Consider the following 16753-nt stretch of genomic DNA (forward strand, 5'->3'; position numbering starts at 1 on the left):
CGGCCGTTGCCCGGCGCCGTCCCGTCCGTGTCTGGAGTCCGCGTCGTGCGTATCGACCTGCACACCCACTCCACCGCGTCCGACGGCACGGACACCCCCGCCGAACTGGTACGCAACGCCGCCGAGGCCGGTCTGGACGTCGTCGCGCTCACCGACCACGACACCGTCGGCGGACATGCCGCGGCCAAGGCCGCGCTGCCGCCCGGCCTCACGCTCGTGACCGGCGCCGAGCTGTCCTGCCGGCTGCCCGCGCGCGACGGCAGCGGCGACGGCATCAGCCTGCACATGCTGGCGTACCTCTTCGACCCCGAGGAGCCGGAGCTCGCCCGCGAGCGGGAGCTGGTACGGGACGACCGAGTGCCGCGCGCCCGCGGCATGGTGGCCAAGCTCCAGGAGCTCGGCGTGCCCGTGACCTGGGAGCAGGTGGCGCGGATCGCCGGGGACGGCGCCGTCGGGCGGCCGCACATCGCGACCGCCATGGTCGAGCTGGGCATCGTGCCCACCGTCTCGGACGCCTTCACCTCCGAGTGGCTGGCCAACGACGGACGGGCGTACGTCGAGAAGCACGAGCTGGACCCCTTCGACGCGGTCCGGCTGGTCAAGGCCGCGGGCGGGGTCACCGTCTTCGCGCACCCGCTGGCCCTCAAGCGCGGCGTGTGCGTCCCCGAGAGCGCGATAGCCGAGCTGGCCGCCGCCGGCCTGGACGGCATCGAGGTCGACCACATGGACCACGACGCGCCGACGCGCGACCGGCTGCGCGGCATCGCCGCCGACCTCGGCGTGCTCACCACCGGCTCCAGCGACTACCACGGCAGCCGCAAGACCTGCCGGCTCGGCGAGTACACCACCGACCCCGAGATCTACGGGGAGATCGTGCGCCGCGCGACCGGCGCGTTCCCCGTCCCGGGCGCCGGCGGCTGATCCGGGCCCCGCTCGGCCCGTCACCTCTCCGCCCCAGCGGCTTTCCGGCGCCCCGCGCCGTCTTCCTCCTCCGTACGCGCGCCCTGACGCGCGTACGTCCGTACCACCTCTCGCAAGGCCACCACCGTGCTCGACCTCGCTGTCTTCGGATCCCTCTTTCTCACGCTTTTCGTGATTATGGACCCCCCTGGAATCACCCCGATCTTCCTCGCCCTGACCTCCGGCCGCCCGGCCAAGGTGCAGCGCCGGATGGCCTGGCAGGCGGCGGCCGTCGCGTTCGGCGTCATCACCGTCTTCGGCCTCTGCGGCCGGCAGATCCTGGCGTACCTGCACATTTCCACGCCCGCGCTGATGATCGCGGGTGGGCTGCTGCTCCTGCTCGTCGCGCTCGACCTGCTGACCGGCAAGACCGAGGAGCCGACGCAGACCAAGGACGTCAACGCGGCGCTCGTGCCGCTGGGCATGCCACTGCTGGCCGGGCCCGGCGCGATCGTGTCGGTGATCCTCGCCGTGCAGCACGCGCAGGGGTTCACCGGTCAGATCTCGGTCTGGGCGGCGATCGCCGCGATCCATGTGGTGCTGTGGCTGGTGATGCGCTTCTCGTTGGTGATCATCCGGGTGATCAAGGACGGCGGGGTGGTACTGGTGACCCGGCTGGCCGGCATGATGCTCTCCGCGCTGGCCGTCCAGCAGATCATCAACGGCGTGACCCAGGTGGTCAGCGGCGCCTGAGGCGCCCGGGCGGGGCTGCCGCGCCCGGGCGGGGCTGCCGCGCCCGGGCGGGGCGCAGACGCCCGGAAACACGCCGCCCCCGTACGGATCGTCCGTACGGGGGCGCAGCTGGAAGCCGGGGGCCGCGTTACGAAGCGGCCGCCGCGGAATCGGCGGGGCGGATGTAGATGCGCTGGCCGATTGCGGCGGCCTGCTGCACGATCCGGTTGACGGAGGCGGCGTCCACGACGGTGCTGTCCACGGCAGTGCCGTTGACATCGTCAAGGTGCATGATCTCGAAGCGCATAAAGGGCTTCTCCCTTCGTCTGATCCTCCTGAGGAGAACTGCTCGAACGGCACGAGTGCCTGTCATCGGTGTCAGGCGTGCCATAGGGGACAACGAAGTGCCCAGAGCAATAATTCCCTACGCTAAAGAAAATTTTCGCCAGTCTAATTACTCACAAGTAAGTTCGGCCGTCGCACGCCACCCGGCCGGTTGTGTCTCCCCCGCCCGCGCCAGGAGAATCGGACCGGTATGAACGACGACCTCCGGCCCGCGGGCCCCACCGACCTCACCGCTGTCGTGGCGGGCATCGAGCGCACCAACGAGCTGCTCAACCGCGTCCTGGCCGAGGTCGCCACCACTCCCTCGACGCACGCGGTCTTCGTCGACGCCGGCTATCTCTACGCCGCGGCCGGCCGGCTGGTCACCGGTACGGAGGACCGCCGCTCCTTCGACCTCGACGCCGAGGGGATCATCGACGCGTTCATCGAGATGGCCCGCACGGTCTTCCCCGACAGCCGGCTGCTGCGGGTGTACTGGTACGACGGCGCGCGCCGCCGCATCCACACCCTGGAGCAGCAGTCCATCGCCGAGCTCCCCGACGTCAAGGTCCGCCTCGGCAACCTCAATGCCAACAACCAGCAGAAGGGTGTCGATTCCCTGATCCGCTCCGACCTGGAGTCGCTCGCCCGGCACCGCGCCATCAGCGACGCGGTGCTCATCGGCGGCGACGAGGACCTGGTCTCGGCCGTCGAGGCGGCGCAGGGGTACGGCGCGCGGGTGCACCTGTGGGGCATCGACGCCGGCGACGGGCGCAACCAGGCCGAGCCGCTGCTCTGGGAGGTCGACAGCCAGCGCACCTTCGACCTGGAGTTCTGCAGGCCGTACGTCACCGAGCGCACGGCCCACGACGGCGGCCCCGCGGGCACGGCAGACGACGGCCCGGCCCCCAGCCGCGAGGACGTCCGCTTCGTCGGCGCGCAGGTCGCCGCCCAGTGGCTGGCCTCGCGCGGCCGGGACTGGACCGCCGACCTGCTGCCCGGCCACCCGTACCTCCCGGGAGCCGTCGACCAGGACCTGCTGACCACCGCCGAGGGCCTGCTGCGCCACTCCCTGCGTCCGTACGCGGATCTGCGGCGGGTGCTGCGGGACGGCTTCTGGGAGCACGTACGGGCGCAGTTCTGAGCGCGTACGCTGCCCGGCGCGTCAGTGCGCCACGTACTCCGCGAGGCGCGCGAAGAAGCCCGTCCAGCCCGCCTTGGCCTGCGCGTACTGCCCGGCGGACAGGGTGCCACCGGTCTGCTGGAAGTCCATCTCGGTCTTGTCACCGAGGCCGTTGAGCGCGACAGTGACCAGCTCGCCCTCGGAGCCCTCCGGCGCCGAGGCGTCCTTCAGGGTGAAGACCAGCCGCTCGGGCGGCACGATCTCCCGGTAGACGCCGCCGAACGGCAGCTCGCCGCCGTCCTCGGTGCGCACGACCAGGTGCCACGCGCCGCCCGGCCGGACGTCCATGGCCACCCCATCGACCGGGACCTCCAGCTCGCCCCCGTACCAGTACGCGAACGCCTCCGGCGTCGTCCACGCCTGGAACACCCGGTCCCGCGGGGCATCGAAGAGGCGAATGATCGAAATGCCGCTGTCGTCCGTCATGGGTAGATGGTCGCCCGGGCGGGCGCGGCCGGCTCCCGGGAGCGGCCGGAGGAGTGCCGTTCCGGCCATTCCGGGAAGACGTGCGAGGGAGCGCGACGGAAGGGGGCCGTTACCGGCCGTCCGCCTCGTCCCAGAAGGAGGCCAGGGCCGCCGCCGTCTCCTCGGGCCGGTCGACGTTGGGGGAGTGCTCGGCGCTCGCCACGACGGTGCGGCGCGCGCCGAGCCGCTCGGCCATCTCGTCGAGCTGCGGCACCGGCCAGGCATAGTCGACGGCGCCGGACAGCACGTGCTTGGGCAGCGGTACGGCGGCCAGCGCGGCCACCCGGTCGGGCTCGCCCGCTATCTGCCGGGCGGTGCCGATGAGCTGCTCCGGTACGGTGTTCAGCCAGCGCCGGTGCAGGAACTCGGCGACCTCCGGCGGGGTGGTCTCGCCCGCCGCCTCCGGAGGGTCCAGGTCCCGCATCGCCTGCCAGACGGCCTCCATCGTCAGCGTCGTCAGCGCGTCGATGAGCATTTTGGCGCGGGCCTGCTGTTCGGGGGCGACCGCCGCCGGCCCCGAACTCATCAGCGTCAGCGAGCGGTACGGCGAGGCGTCCTCGAGCACCGCGGCCCGCGCCAGCAGCCCGCCGAGCGAGTGCCCCACCAGATGGACCGGACCCCCGTCGAGCGCGGCGGCCTGCGCGGCGATGTCGCGCGCCAACTCGCCCTGGGTGTACGCCTGTTCCTCACGCGGCCCGGGCGACTCGTGCTGGCCTCTGCCGTCCACGGCCACGGCGCGGTACCCGGCCGCCGCCAGCGGCGCGAGCAGCGGGAGGAAGTCCTCCTTGCTGCCGGTGAAGCCCGGCACCAGCAGGGCGGTGCCGCGCACGGGACCGTCGGGACGCGCATCGTGCACCGCGAACTCACCCCGCCCGGTGGCGAGTCGGTACGCACGGGCACATACGGGCAGATCGAGGAACGGGGGCCTACTCATGGACCAGAGGCTATCCGGGACGGATGTCCGGCGGGTGCCGGAAAGATGACGTCCGCCTGCTCCGCCATACGGCGTACGACGTAGGGCGTACGGTCCTCGGGCGTGCGGCAGCGGACGCTCTGCGCACGGCCGCCCGTCCCTACGACGACGGCCCCGTACCGCCTGAGCGGTACGGGGCCGTCGATGGCCTGCGGGATCAGCCCTCGGGCGTCGCTTCGGGCGCTGCGGCCGTCTTCTTGGCCGCGGTCTTGCGGGTCCGGCGCGGCTTGGCGGGAGCCTCGGCGGCCTCCGCAGTCGCGTCCGTGCCCTCGGCGGCCACGGCCTTCTTGGCGGCCGTCTTGCGCGTGCGGCGCGGCTTGGCCGGGGCCTCGTCCGCCGCCGTGGCGGTGGCCTCGGTGCCTTCCGCGGTGTCCACCGCGACCTCGGCCTTCTTGGCCGCGGTCTTGCGCGTGCGGCGCGGCTTGGCGGGCGCCTCGGTGACCTCGGCGGTCGCGTCCGTGCCCTCGGCGGCCTCGACGGCGGCCTCGGCCTTCTTGGCGGCCGTCTTGCGGGTCCGGCGCGGCTTGGCCGGGGCCTCGGTGGCCTCGGCCGTCACCTCGGTGCCCTCGGCGGTGTCCACCGCGGCCTCCGCCTTCTTGGCGGCGGCCTTGCGCGTACGGCGCGGCTTGGCGGCCGGCGCGTCGGCGGCGGGCTCCTCGGGGGCGTTCTCCGTGACGGTGGCCTTGGCGGCGGCGCGCTCGGCGGCCTTCTTGGCGGCGGCCTCCTCGGCGGCGCGGCGCTCGGCGGCCAGCCGCTGCGCGGCGACCTCGACCGTCTGGAAGCCCACCGAGGTGTCCTCCCTGACGATCACCGGGCGCCGGGGCGCCGGAGCCTTGGCGACGGGCGCCCGGCCCTCGGCGGTGGCGACCGCGGCATCGGCGGCCTGGGGCGCGCGGGAGCCGCGCGCACGGCGGCGGCGCGGCTTGGCCGGCGCCTCCTGCGCGGCGTCCGGACCGGTGCTCTGCACCGGAACGGTCGCGGCCTCGGGCGCCGCCGGCTCGGCGGTCACCGGCTCGGCCGGCGCGACGGCCGGCGCGGGCTCGGCCACGGCGTGCGCGGTGGCGGTCCGCTGCGTGGCGGCGGCGGACGTGGCGGTACCGGACGTGACCGCGTTACCGGACGCGCCGGCGCGCGTACGGCGACGGCGGCGCGGCTGGCGGGGCGCGGTCGTGCCCTCGGCGGTGTCCGCCGCGGCCTCGGCCGCCTCGCCGCCCTGCGTACCGGTGGCAGCGGGCTCGTCCTCGATCGGGGCGCCGTTGCGCATACGGCGGCGCTTGCGCGGCGTACGCGTACGCTCCGGGCGCTCCTCCTCGCGCTCACGGTCGGCCTTGCGCGGCCCGCGGCCGCGGCCGCCGGTCTCGCCGAGGTCCTCGACCTGCTCGGCCGCCAGGCCCGCACGAGTGCGCTCCGAGCGCGGCAGCACGCCGGTGACGCCCTGCGGGATGTTCAGCAGCTCGTAGAGGTGCGCGGAGGTGGAGTACGTCTCCTCCGGATCGTTGAACGAGAGGTCCAGCGCCTTGTTGATCAGCTGCCAGCGCGGGATGTCGTCCCAGTCGACCAGCGTGACGGCGGTGCCCTTGGCGCCCGCGCGGCCCGTACGGCCGATGCGGTGCAGGTAGGTCTTCTCGTCCTCGGGCGTCTGGTAGTTGATGACGTGCGTCACACCGCTGACGTCGATGCCGCGCGCCGCGACATCGGTGCACACCAGGACGTCGACCTTGCCGTTGCGGAAGGCGCGCAGCGCCTGCTCGCGGGCGCCCTGGCCGAGGTCGCCGTGGACCGCGCCGGAGGCGAAGCCGCGGCGCGCGAGCTGGTCGGCGATGTCGGCCGCGGTGCGCTTGGTGCGGCAGAAGATCATCGCGAGCCCGCGGCCCTCGGCCTGCAGGATGCGCGAGACCATCTCCGGCTTGTCCATGGAGTGCGCGCGGAAGACGTGCTGGGTGGTGTTGGCGACCGTCGCGCCCTCGTCGTCGGGCGAGGTGGCGCGGATGTGGGTCGGCTGCGACATGTAGCGCCGCGCCAGCGAGATGACCTGGCCGGGCATGGTCGCGGAGAACAGCATGGTCTGCCGCTTGGCCGGGAGGTACTGGATGATCTTCTCGACGTCCGGCAGGAAGCCCAGGTCGAGCATCTCGTCGGCCTCGTCCAGGACGAGGGCGCGGACCTGCGAGAGGTCCAGCTTCTTCTGGCCCGCCAGGTCCAGCAGCCGGCCCGGGGTGCCGACGACGACGTCGACGCCCTTCTGGAGCGCCTCGACCTGGGGCTCGTACGCCCGGCCGCCGTAGATGGCGAGCACGCGGACGTTACGGACCTTGCCGGCGGTCAGCAGGTCGTTGGTGACCTGCTGGCACAGCTCGCGGGTGGGGACGACGACCAGCGCCTGCGGCGCGTCGGTGAGCTTCTCGGGCTTGGCCCGGCCCGCCTCGACGTCGGCGGGGACGGTGACGCGCTCCAGGAGCGGGAGGCCGAAGCCGAGGGTCTTGCCGGTGCCGGTCTTGGCCTGGCCGATGACGTCGGAGCCGGAGAGGGCCACCGGGAGGGTCAGGGCCTGGATGGGGAACGGAGTCATGATGCCGACGGCCTCGAGGGCTTCGGCGGTCTCGGGGAGGATCCCGAGGTCTCGGAACGTAGACAGGATGCTTGCCTCTTCTGTGAGTCGCGGCGCGAGGCGACGAAGGGGATCGACCGTGCCTTGCCTGCCGTCGTACGGGGTCGTACTCGGCTCGGCCCGGCCTCCTAGGGCCGGATGGCGCGGGACCACTGCCTTCGCTCAGGCGCTCGTGCCGCGAGCGGTGTTCCTCTGCCGTGCGCTGTCTGTACGCGTCGGGGCAGAGGGCGGTCGGGGTGGAGCCGATCGGGCCACCGACCGGGCATCCGCATTCGTGAAACACCCACCGAAACTTCGGCGGGCTCTTTACCACCATACCCCGGATGAGCGCATGTGTGTCCGGGCAATCGTTCGGTCGGGTGGGACCCGAGTGGCTGACCAGGCCCTTCCCCGGGTTGCGGAGCGGGCTATTGTGCGCTCCATGGAGACGCCTGACAACGCCACCGCCGACGCCCCCGCCACGCCCGACGAGCCCACCGGGATCGCTGCCCAGAACTGGGAGGAGGCGGCCGCCGACCCGCAGTACCGGGCCGCGGTGATCGACCTGCTGGGCGCCCTTGCGTACGGCGAGCTGGCCGCCTTCGAGCGGCTGGCCGAGGACGCCAAGCTGGCGTCCACGACGGACGACAAGGCGGAGCTGGCGAAGATGGCGACGGCGGAGTTCCACCACTTCGAGCGGCTGCGTGAGCGACTCGCGCAGATCGACGCGGAGCCCAACGCGGCCATGGAGCCGTTCGCCGCCGCGCTGGACGAGTTCCACCGCCAGACCGCCCCGTCGGACTGGCTGGAAGGCCTGGTCAAGGCGTACGTCGGCGACTCCATCGCCAGCGACTTCTACCGCGAGGTGGCGGCCCGGCTGGACTCCGACACCAAGGAGCTCGTGCTCGGTGTGCTGGATGACACAGGGCACGCCTCCTTCGCCGTCGAGAAGGTCCGCGCGGCCATCGAGGCCGATCCCCGGGTCGGCGGCCGGCTCGCGCTGTGGGCGCGCCGCCTGATGGGCGAGGCCCTCTCCCAGGCGCAGCGGGTGGTCGCGGACCGGGACGCGCTGTCGACGATGCTGGTCGGCGGGGTGGCCGACGGCTTCGACCTGGCGGAGGTCGGCCGGATGTTCTCGCGCATTACTGAGGCGCACACCAAGCGGATGGCGGCGCTGGGGCTGGCCGCGTAAGCGGGCCCCGGCCCGGGCTGCGTGAGCGGACTCCGGACGGCGCGCCCGGCGGGCGTGCGATCACTCACACCTCTGTGCGCCCCGCACTGCACCGGCAGGCGGGGCGTACAGACGCGAACGCGCCGTTTCTCCGTCCGGACATCGGCCGGAAACGGTCCGTCCCGGCGCCGCCTTCCGGAGCTGTCCGTCAGGGCCCGGGGCGGGGCACCTCAGGCCGCCGTCGCTGATCGGCGCAGCCGACGGGCGGGCCGGGGCTCGGGGCGCAGCAGCAGCGAGAGCAGCGCCGCGGACAGGCCCACGGCCACGACAAGGACGACCGGTGCCCGCCCCGCCCCCAGGATCGTGTGCGCCAGCAGCGCGCCGAAGACGGCCGCCGCGGGGCCCGTGGACAGCGTCAGGCTGCGCTTCGGGAAGCGGCCGGGCAGCCGCCGGAGGGCGGCGAGGGCGAGCGCGAGGCCCAGGACGGCAGCGCCGAGCACTTCCAAGATCATGTTTCCCCTCCCGCACGCGGATGACGCCGCCGTGCAGCGGCGGTGTCATGGCCATTCGGGGCCGTCGTACCCAAGGGGCGCCACGGGCAATCGTGCCGGGCCGGACAAAGGTGCGATCACTGCTCTGAGCAGGGAAAAAGCGCCCTACAGTGCGGAGAGCGGGCGCATACGTACGGGCGGCGCCCCGGGGATCGTCTCCCCGGGGCGCCGCCCGTCATACGTGCTGTGCGCGGCAGGCGTCTACAGAGCGCCGAAGCCCACCTTGCGCCCGGCGGGCTCGCCGATCTCGACGTACGCCAGCCGGTCCGCCGGTACGAGGACCTTGCGGCCGTGTTCGTCCTCCAGGCTCAGCAGCTGCGACTTGCCGGCCAGCGCGGCGGCTACCGCACTCTCGACCTCCTCGGCAGGCTGCGAGCTCTCCAGGACGATCTCGCGGGGCGCGTGCTGCACGCCGATCTTGACCTCCACGGCTTATGTCCCTCCGACGGTCTCGGTCCCCCCGGTCTGACCAGGGGGGCGGTGTGCGCGACGATCCGCGCCGTACGCAGCACACATTAGCCCGGTACGGGGACGGACAGGCCGCTATGGAGCACGCCCGCAGCGAACACGGGGCCAGGGCGCGCCCTGGGTGCCCCGTGTGCCGCGGCGGGCGTCAGTGGCCCTCGGTGCCGTGCAGCGGGAAGCCCGCGATGCCCTTCCAGGCCAGCGAGGTGAGCAGCTGCACGGCCGTGTCGCGGGTGACCGTGCGCTCGCTGGAGAGCCAGTACCGCGCGACGACCTGGGACACACCGCCCAGGCCCACCGCGAGCAGCATGGACTCCTCCTTGGACAGCCCGGTGTCCTCCGCGATCACGTCACTGATCGCCTCGGCGCACTGCAGCGAGACCTTGTCCACGCGCTCGCGGACGGCCGTCTCGTTGGTCAGGTCCGACTCGAACACCAGGCGGAACGCGCCGCCCGGGTCCTCCACGTACGCGAAGTACGCGTCCATGGTCGCCGCGACCCGCTGCTTGTTGTCGGTGGTGGAGGCCAGGGCCGTCCGTACCGACTGCAGCAGCGCCTCGCAGTGCTGGTCCAGCAGGGCGAGGTAGAGGTCGAGCTTGCCGGGGAAGTGCTGGTAGAGCACCGGCTTGCTGACGCCGGCCCGCTCGGCGATGTCGTCCATCGCCGCAGCGTGGTACCCCTGCGCCACGAAGACTTCCTGTGCAGCGCCCAGGAGCTGGTTGCGCCGCGCTCGGCGCGGCAGGCGCGTGCCTCGAGGGCGCGCGGCCTCTGTCTGCTCGATGGCGCTCACGCCGCCTCCCAGTGTCGTTCCGTACGAGATGCACACAGCACGGTGCACCGCGCCCGCCATCGTACTTTTGGGTAACGAGGCTGTGCGCGGTCAGGAGCGAGAATTTATCCGCCCAGGGGCCGCGGGAAGCCGACATACCGGTTCAGGTCACCGGTAATCGTCTTCGTCCAGCTCGACCACGCGGGCCTGTTCTGCACGGTCCGCTTCGTTCGCCGCATCGGGATCGCCCCCGGTCAGTGGGTCGTCCTCGCGTGGAGCGATGTCCGCGAGCTGTTCCTGGGCGTCCGCCTCGGGTGCTTCCGCGTCGATTTCGGCCGCCTCGTCCTCGTTGAAGGTATCCGGATCTGTTGGGTCGACAGGCATGGTGGCTCCCCTTTCCTGGGCGAGCGCCCTTTACACGAGCCTAGGAGAGGGGATTGCCCGGCGCGACGTGGTACGCGCCGCGAACGGGTGGCGGTACCGGGACGCGCGACCGCGCGGCTACGAAGCGGGGCGCGCGTCTACTAGGGGCACGCGTCGCTGCCCATGAAGTGACGGCGGCGCTTCGGGGCGTGCCCGTGACGCAAGAGACGTGTGATGGCGAACACATCGGAACGGGTGTGATCGTCTCGTAACATCGACGCATGTCTTCCACGGAGCCGCCGGACACCCGAACCGCGCTCCCGGTGCCGCCCGGGGGCCCGGGCCCGCGCGTCGGCGCCGAGGAGACGCTGCGCAGCGTGAGCGTGCCGGGCGCGACGCTCAGCGTCCGCGCGCCCGCCCGAGTGCGTGAGGGCCTGCCGCCCGCTCTGTACGTGCACGGCCTCGGCGGCTCGTCGCAGAACTGGTCCGCCCTGATGGTGCTGCTCGCCGACCGGGTGGACGGCGAGGCGCTGGACCTCCCCGGATTCGGCGACTCCCCGCCCCCGGACGACGGCAACTACTCCATCAGCGGCCAGGCCCGCACGGTCATCCGGTACCTCGACCAGCGCGGCCGCGGCCCCGTCCACCTCATCGGGAACTCCATGGGCGGCGCGGTCTCGACCCGGGTCGCCGCGGTCCGCCCCGACCTCGTGCGGACCCTGACGCTGGTCTCGCCCGCGCTGCCCGAGCTGCGCCCGCAGCTCAGCGCGCTGCCCACGGGGCTGCTGGCGGTCCCCGGCATCACCACCCTCTTCAGCCGTCTGACGCGGGACTGGACGGCCGAGCGCCGCACCCGTGAGGTGCTCGCCCTCTGCTACGGCGACCCCGCGATGGCCACGCCCGAGGAGGTGGCGGCGGCGGTCGAGGAGACCGCGCGCCGGCTGGAGCTGCCGTACTTCTGGGAGGTCATGGAGCGCGCCTCGCGCGGCATCGTGAACGCCTACACGCTCGGCGGCCAGCACAACCTGTGGCGGCAGGCGGAGCGCGTCCTCGCGCCGACCCTGCTCATCTACGGCGGCCGGGACCGGCTGGTCTCCTTCCGGATGGCCCGCAGGGCCGCCGCCGCGTTCCGCGGTTCGCGCCTGCTCACGCTGCCCGAGGCGGGCCATGTGGCGATGATGGAGTACCCCTCGACCGTCGCCCGCGCCGTCCGGGAGCTGCTGGACGACACGGAGCGCGAGGCCGCGGGAGAAGCGGCCGGCGGCCGGGAGGGCCGTACCGCCCGCCGCGCGACGGGTGACACGACCGCCGATGCGAGCAGGAGCTGACGGGCCCAGTGGGACGCCATAGCCGCCGGACCCCGGAGGGGACGACCGACACCACGGAGAGCGGCGCTGTTACGGGGGTGACCGGTACCGCCGCCCAGTGGGGCGAGCGCGCCGCGGCCTCCCGGAGGCCGGTGGACGCCGCCGACGCGCCGTCGCCGGACCAGGGTGCCGTCGCGGGTCCCCAGGCCGCCTCCGCGTCCCGTACGGGCCGCCGGCGGCGGCGCGGCGAGCCCGGCCCCGAGGCCGGCCCTCCGGTGCGCGGCGGGCACCCCGAGCAGCCGGAGCCCGGTGCCGTGCCGGGGCAGGGCGTCCCCGTACTGCCGCACCAGCGCGGTACCGGTGGCGCGCGGCCCGGCGTACTGGGTACGCCGGTCGACCCGGGCGGCGGCCGGCCGGGGCCGAAGCAGGAGTACCTGGACGCCTTCGCCAACGACGCCCACTTCGCGGCGGGCACCCCTTCCTCCGCGGGATCGCGCCCCCCGAAGGCCGCGCGGCCCCCGGTGGCCGCCTCGTCCTCGCCCGTCTCGGACGCGCCGCAGGGGCTCTCCCCATCCGCTGCGCCGCACCCGTACGCGGCAGGGGCGGACGAAGAGATCGCCGCCTACGAAGCGGAGTTCGGCGCGCAAGGGGCGCTGGACGACGACGCGTCCGGTGACGCCCGGCGGCGCAAGGGTGCCAAGGGCCGTACGTTCACCGGCGTGGCCGCCGCCGCGGTGACCACCGTGCTCGCGGTGGTGGTCGCCGGGCAGGTCGCCGACGCCCGCAAGAACGGCGTCGACGGGCCGTCGCCGAGCGGTGGGGACGCGACGCCGGACCCGGACGCCGGCCGGCCGCACGGCGGGCCCACGGCCGCGCCCGCCACGTACGCCGCGAAGATGGCCAAGGTGTATCCGCTCGCCGCCGACTTGAAGGGCAGCGGGACGTTCACGCCGGCCGGCGGCGCAGCCCCCGCGCCGGGCCGCGGCCACGTGGTGCGCTACCGCGTCGACGTGGAGGACGGACTGCCGCTGGACGGCGAGCTCTTCGCCGAGGCGGTGCACAAGACGCTGAACGACGAGCGCAGTTGGGCACACGGAGGACAGCGCTCGTTCGCCCGCGTCGCCTCGGGCAAGGCCGACTTCGTCATCACCCTGGCGAGCCCCGGCACCACCGACGAGTGGTGCGCCAAGTCCGGCCTGGACACCAGCGTGGACCGGGTCTCCTGCGACTCCGCCGCGACCGAGCGCGTGATGATCAACGCGTACCGGTGGGCGCGCGGCGCGGCGACGTACGGCCCCGACAAGATGTACGCGTACCGGCAGATGCTGATCAATCATGAGGTGGGGCACCGGCTCGGCCACGATCACGAGGGCTGCCGCCGGCAGGGCGCGCTCGCGCCCGTGATGATGCAGCAGACCAAGTTCCTGACCACGGACGGCGCCACCTGCCGCCCGAACGCCTGGCCGTTCCCGACCGGCTGAGCGGCCCGTTCCGCTACCGCGTCAGAACGCCCAGCCTGGTGGAAAGTTACGCCTCTTCACCCCTTTTGGTGGCGCGATGGACAACCGTCCGTCGCGCCACCGGTGCTTCTGCGTAGCGTCGTGTCGCAGGCGGTGACGATCCGGCCACCGCCCGGAAGGACGCCGATCCGAGGACGGGGGTGCGCTCGTGCGCATTGGACTGCTCACCGAGGGTGGCTATCCGTACGCGTCCGGTGAAACGCGTGCCTGGTGCGACCGCCTCGTGCGCGGGCTCACCGGCCATGACTTCGAGGTGTACGCGGTCGGCGACGGCTCCGCGGCACACGCGCCGGGCCGGGACGTCGCACGGCCCCGGAGGCGCGGGGCCCGGCGCGGCCGGGCAGCCGGCGTGGGCCGCCGCGAACGGCAGCGCTTCGCCGGGCACTTCGCCGATCTCGCGGCGGCGTTCTGCGGCCCGCCGGGGGAGGCCGGGCACGAGGCGGACCGTTTCGCCGCCGGTCTGTACGGCCTCGCCGATCTGGCCCGCGGCACGGGCGCGCTGCCCGAGCTGCTCCGCTCCGAAACGGCCGTCCGCGTCCTCGAAGCCGCCTGCCGCGCCCCCGGTGCGCTGCCCGCCGCGCGCGCTGCCCAGGTCACCGACCTGCTGGCTGTCACCGAGGCGCTCGACGGCGCCCTGCGCCCGCTGTCGCTGGACTGGTACGGCGACGGCGCGGGCGGTCCGTACGGGGTCGGGCACGGCGCGCCGCCCGGGGGAGCCGAGGGGCAGGGGCTCGGCGGGGTCGACCTCTGCCATGCGACGTGCGGCGGCCCGGCGGCGCTGGCCGGACTGCTGGCCAAACGCTTCTGCGGCACTCCGCTCCTGGTCACGGAGTACGGCGTACGGCTGCGTGAGCACCATCTCGCGCGCGCCACGGCAGCGCTCAGCTCCCCCGTGCACGCGCTGCTGGCCGCCTTCGAGGGCGCGCTGGCCGCCGAGACGTACCGCACGGCCGACCTGATCACCCCCGGCAACACCCGCATCCGCCGCTGGCAGGAGCGGTGCGGCGCGCCCCGTGACCGGCTCCGTACGGTCTATCCGGGCATGGACGCCGGGCCGTTCGCCCGCGTCCCGGACGCCGCGGCCGACGACTCCAAGACCCTGGTGTGGGTCGGCACGGTCGAGCCCGACAAGGACCTCATCGGGCTGCTGCACGCCTTCGCGCAGATCCGCGCGGCCGAGCCGGACGCGACGCTGCGCATCATCGGCGCGCCCGGCGCCGGCCCGGAGGCGCCCGCCTATCTGGCGCACTGCCGCGCGCTGGCCGCGCAGCTCTTCCCGGACGAGGCCGCCGACGCGGTCACGGTCGGGGAGAACCCTGTCTCGTTCGAGATGATCGGCGACCCCGGGGTGGCGCGGCCGGCCGACGCGTACGAAGCGGGTGCGGTGCTGGTGCTCTCCAGCGTCGTCGGGGGCTTCCCGAGGACGCTGGTGGAGGCGATGTTCTGCGGCCGGGCCACGGTGTCCACGGACGTGGGGGCCGTCTGCGAGGTCATCGGCGGCACGGGCCTGGTCGTACCGCCGCGCAACCCACGGGCGCTGGCCGACGCGTGCACCGCCCTGCTGGGCGACCCGGAGCGGCGGGCCCGGCTGGGCGCCGCGGCCCGCGCCCGGGCACTCGAACTGTTCACCGTCGAGCAGAACATCGCGGCATTTCGTGGCATCTACCTGGAGCTGATGTCCCGCGCCCCGGTCCGGCACGCGGAGCGGGACGTGGACGGCGCGCCGCGCCCCTTCGCGCGCCCCGCCGAGTCGCGCCTGCCGGACCCGTGGGCCGCCACCGCCCCGTCGTCCGCCCCGAAGGACCGCGGCCACACCCCCAGTTGGGCCCGGCCGCCCGCCGTACCGCACGACTCCGGAGCGCGGGTGCCGGCCGGACTCGCCCGGAGCAGAGGAGGAGGCGACGCATGACCGCGTACCGGACGCGGGCCGGGCAACGGCCCGATGCCCCTGTGACGCCGCAGAGCCCCGGAGGCTGGGACCCCCGCTCCAGCGCGATGCTCGGGGGAGGCTCTCGGGAGAGCTCTGGTGACCCCGGAGGAGCAGCCGCCCCCGTTCCTGGGGCGGCCACCGGCCCCGGTGCGGCCCCCGCCCGGAAGGCCCCGCCCAGGCGCGGCCCCGCCGACCCCGTGCGCGAGCTGATGCACCGCCACCGTGAGCTGTGCGAACGGGCCGTCGACCCGCTGGAGATCGCCGCGGGGCTGGAGGCGCACGGCGTGACCGACCGTACGGCCGCCCGCTTCCGGCACCGTGACGTCTTCTCGCTCGCCGAGGAGCTCTACGCCCGCGTGCCGCGCGCCGAAGCGCCCGCGACCGCGCCGCGCCCCGCCGACCCGGCACCGCTGCCGTCCGCCCGGGTCCGCGCTGCGCTGCACATGCTGCCCGGCGCGCTGGCCGCCACGACTGTCACCGCCGTCGCCGCGGTACAGGGCGCGGCGCCGTCCGTCCTTCGCCCGGCACTGGCCTTCGTAGGTGCGGTGTTCGTACTCCTGGCGCTGCGGCTGTGCCTACGGAGCGGGCCGCTGCGCACCGGGCAGGGCGTCGGCCGCGCGGCCGCCCTGTGGACCTGCTGGCTCACCGGGTACGCGCTGTGCGCCGACCGGTTGCTCGGCGCGCTGCGGGCCGACGGCCCCGAGTTGTCCCTCGCCCGCCTGTCGGCCGCCCTCCCGTTGCTGTTCGGCGCCTTCCCGCCGGTCACCGGGCCGGCGTCCGCCGCGGCGCACGCGCCGTTCCCGTCCGGCCCGCTGCCGGCCGCCGCCGCGATCACCGTCGCGCTGTGCTGCGCGGTCGCGCCCGCCGCCTGGTGCGCGCGGTGGTTCGCGGTACGGGGGCGGCGGCGGCTCGCGGCCAGCCGCGGCCTCGGGGAGTTCGCCGCCGGAATGCGGCCCCTACTGTCGGGCGCGGCGCTGCTCTTCATGGCCGCGACCGTCGCGCTGCTGGCCGTCGCGGGACTCCTGGCAGGCCGGTTCGGCACAGATAGTGCGGGAGCGCTTCCGCCGCTCCGCGCGCTGACCCCGTTCGCCGCCGCGCTGGCTCTCGCCGTGCTGCTCTTCCTCGCCCGCCTCCTGGCCGTCCACGGCTTCCCGGTGGCGGCGGGCCGCGGCCTGGCCGCGGCGGTGGTGCTGGAGGCCGTCGCCCTGGCCACGCTGCCCCTGGGGCGGCTGCCGGGTGCCGCCGCGGTGGCCCGCCCCGTGGAGGCGGCGGCCGGCTTGTTCGGCCCCGCCGTCGTACCGGCCCTCGCCTGCGCGGCCGCCGCGCTCGGCCTGTTCGCGTACGGGCTGCGGGCGTTGACCGGCGCGGCGGCGCACTCCCCGGCGCCCGGCACCGCCACGCCCTGGTCCGGTACCACCACGCCCCGGTCCGGCGCCGCCGACGCTCCGCCGCCCGGCCCGCCTGCGGCCGCCGCTCCGTAAGGAACAGCGCGGCCCCACAGCCGTCACCCCCC

Annotated in this window: 16 protein-coding genes; 8 read left to right on the forward strand and 8 right to left on the reverse strand. The window is 74.4% G+C overall.

Features of this window, described 5'->3' with window-relative positions:
* The first annotated feature begins 45 nt into the window (after window positions 1-45).
* Together IF04_RS0128605 and IF04_RS0128610 are read left to right on the forward strand one after the other, a co-directional pair.
* Complete coding sequence (locus IF04_RS0128605; RefSeq protein ID WP_030264131.1) at window positions 46-921, forward strand: PHP domain-containing protein; 876 nt, start codon at window positions 46-48, stop codon at window positions 919-921.
* Window positions 922-1047: 126 nt separating this feature from the next.
* Complete coding sequence (locus tag IF04_RS0128610; protein WP_030264133.1) at window positions 1048-1653, forward strand: MarC family protein; 606 nt, start codon at window positions 1048-1050, stop codon at window positions 1651-1653.
* Window positions 1654-1780: 127 nt separating this feature from the next.
* On the opposite strand, the gene IF04_RS39170 is transcribed toward IF04_RS0128610, so the two are convergent.
* A complete protein-coding gene (locus IF04_RS39170; RefSeq protein WP_169746159.1) occupies window positions 1781-1939 on the reverse strand; it encodes a hypothetical protein in 159 nt (52 codons plus the stop codon).
* 228 nt (window positions 1940-2167) lie between these two features.
* On the opposite strand from IF04_RS39170, the gene IF04_RS0128620 reads away from it, so the two are divergent.
* Window positions 2168-3100 (forward strand): NYN domain-containing protein, encoded by a 933-nt coding sequence (locus tag IF04_RS0128620; RefSeq protein ID WP_030264135.1) that lies wholly within the window; start codon window positions 2168-2170, stop codon window positions 3098-3100.
* A 21-nt stretch (window positions 3101-3121) separates the two neighbouring features.
* Here the strand turns inward: IF04_RS0128620 and IF04_RS0128625 are convergent, their stop codons facing one another.
* The 3 genes from IF04_RS0128625 to IF04_RS0128635 form a co-directional block, all read right to left on the reverse strand.
* The gene (locus IF04_RS0128625) at window positions 3122-3565 is read right to left on the reverse strand and encodes an SRPBCC family protein (RefSeq protein WP_030264138.1); all 444 of its coding nucleotides are present in this window, start codon (window positions 3563-3565) and stop codon (window positions 3122-3124) included.
* 109 nt (window positions 3566-3674) lie between these two features.
* Window positions 3675-4538: an alpha/beta fold hydrolase gene (locus tag IF04_RS0128630; protein WP_030264141.1), complete on the reverse strand. Its 864-nt coding sequence runs from the start codon at window positions 4536-4538 to the stop codon at window positions 3675-3677.
* Between the two features lie 196 nt (window positions 4539-4734).
* The gene (locus IF04_RS0128635; protein WP_106975686.1) at window positions 4735-7146 is read right to left on the reverse strand and encodes a DEAD/DEAH box helicase; all 2412 of its coding nucleotides are present in this window, start codon (window positions 7144-7146) and stop codon (window positions 4735-4737) included.
* A gap of 460 nt (window positions 7147-7606) precedes the next feature.
* Between IF04_RS0128635 and IF04_RS0128640 the strand changes: the two genes are divergently transcribed.
* Window positions 7607-8356: a ferritin-like fold-containing protein gene (locus IF04_RS0128640; protein WP_030264148.1), complete on the forward strand. Its 750-nt coding sequence runs from the start codon at window positions 7607-7609 to the stop codon at window positions 8354-8356.
* A gap of 209 nt (window positions 8357-8565) precedes the next feature.
* Here IF04_RS0128640 and IF04_RS0128645 read toward each other — a convergent pair whose 3' ends face one another.
* The 4 genes from IF04_RS0128645 to IF04_RS0128660 all read right to left on the reverse strand — a co-directional run bounded on the left by IF04_RS0128645 (window position 8566) and on the right by IF04_RS0128660 (window position 10504).
* Window positions 8566-8847 (reverse strand): hypothetical protein, encoded by a 282-nt coding sequence (locus IF04_RS0128645; protein WP_030264150.1) that lies wholly within the window; start codon window positions 8845-8847, stop codon window positions 8566-8568.
* Window positions 8848-9087: 240 nt separating this feature from the next.
* Window positions 9088-9315, reverse strand: a complete 228-nt coding sequence (locus IF04_RS0128650) for a DUF3107 domain-containing protein (RefSeq protein WP_030264152.1) — start codon at window positions 9313-9315, stop codon at window positions 9088-9090.
* Window positions 9316-9499: 184 nt separating this feature from the next.
* Complete coding sequence (locus tag IF04_RS0128655; protein ID WP_030264153.1) at window positions 9500-10141, reverse strand: TetR/AcrR family transcriptional regulator; 642 nt, start codon at window positions 10139-10141, stop codon at window positions 9500-9502.
* A 147-nt stretch (window positions 10142-10288) separates the two neighbouring features.
* On the reverse strand, window positions 10289-10504 hold the full coding sequence (locus IF04_RS0128660) for a hypothetical protein (RefSeq protein WP_030264154.1): 216 nt from the start codon (window positions 10502-10504) through the stop codon (window positions 10289-10291).
* 260 nt (window positions 10505-10764) lie between these two features.
* On the opposite strand from IF04_RS0128660, the gene IF04_RS0128665 reads away from it, so the two are divergent.
* From IF04_RS0128665 to IF04_RS36130, 4 genes are all read left to right on the forward strand, one after another.
* On the forward strand, window positions 10765-11811 hold the full coding sequence (locus IF04_RS0128665) for an alpha/beta fold hydrolase (RefSeq protein ID WP_078600907.1): 1047 nt from the start codon (window positions 10765-10767) through the stop codon (window positions 11809-11811).
* Between the two features lie 8 nt (window positions 11812-11819).
* Window positions 11820-13271: a DUF3152 domain-containing protein gene (locus IF04_RS0128670; RefSeq protein WP_078600909.1), complete on the forward strand. Its 1452-nt coding sequence runs from the start codon at window positions 11820-11822 to the stop codon at window positions 13269-13271.
* Between the two features lie 187 nt (window positions 13272-13458).
* A complete protein-coding gene (locus IF04_RS0128675) occupies window positions 13459-15219 on the forward strand; it encodes a glycosyltransferase (RefSeq protein WP_051831641.1) in 1761 nt (586 codons plus the stop codon).
* A 218-nt stretch (window positions 15220-15437) separates the two neighbouring features.
* Window positions 15438-16721: a hypothetical protein gene (locus IF04_RS36130; protein ID WP_063829539.1), complete on the forward strand. Its 1284-nt coding sequence runs from the start codon at window positions 15438-15440 to the stop codon at window positions 16719-16721.
* Window positions 16722-16753 lie beyond the last annotated feature (32 nt).

The sequence above is a fragment of the Streptomyces violens genome (assembly GCF_000717745.1).
Taxonomy (GTDB): domain Bacteria; phylum Actinomycetota; class Actinomycetes; order Streptomycetales; family Streptomycetaceae; genus Streptomyces; species Streptomyces violens.

Bases quoted from the DNA above. Each gene is read 5' to 3' on its own strand.
- IF04_RS0128665 (WP_078600907.1), top strand. From the start codon at position 10,765: ATGTCTTCCACGGAGCCGCCGGACACCCGAACCGCGCTCCCGGTGCCG.
- IF04_RS0128620 (WP_030264135.1), top strand. From the start codon at position 2,168: ATGAACGACGACCTCCGGCCCGCGGGCCCCACCGACCTCACCGCTGTC.
- IF04_RS0128625 (WP_030264138.1), bottom strand. From the start codon at position 3,565: ATGACGGACGACAGCGGCATTTCGATCATTCGCCTCTTCGATGCCCCG.
- IF04_RS0128660 (WP_030264154.1), bottom strand. From the start codon at position 10,504: ATGCCTGTCGACCCAACAGATCCGGATACCTTCAACGAGGACGAGGCG.
- IF04_RS0128630 (WP_030264141.1), bottom strand. From the start codon at position 4,538: ATGAGTAGGCCCCCGTTCCTCGATCTGCCCGTATGTGCCCGTGCGTAC.
- IF04_RS0128645 (WP_030264150.1), bottom strand. From the start codon at position 8,847: ATGATCTTGGAAGTGCTCGGCGCTGCCGTCCTGGGCCTCGCGCTCGCC.
- IF04_RS0128640 (WP_030264148.1), top strand. From the start codon at position 7,607: ATGGAGACGCCTGACAACGCCACCGCCGACGCCCCCGCCACGCCCGAC.
- IF04_RS0128635 (WP_106975686.1), bottom strand. From the start codon at position 7,146: ATGACTCCGTTCCCCATCCAGGCCCTGACCCTCCCGGTGGCCCTCTCC.
- IF04_RS39170 (WP_169746159.1), bottom strand. From the start codon at position 1,939: ATGCGCTTCGAGATCATGCACCTTGACGATGTCAACGGCACTGCCGTG.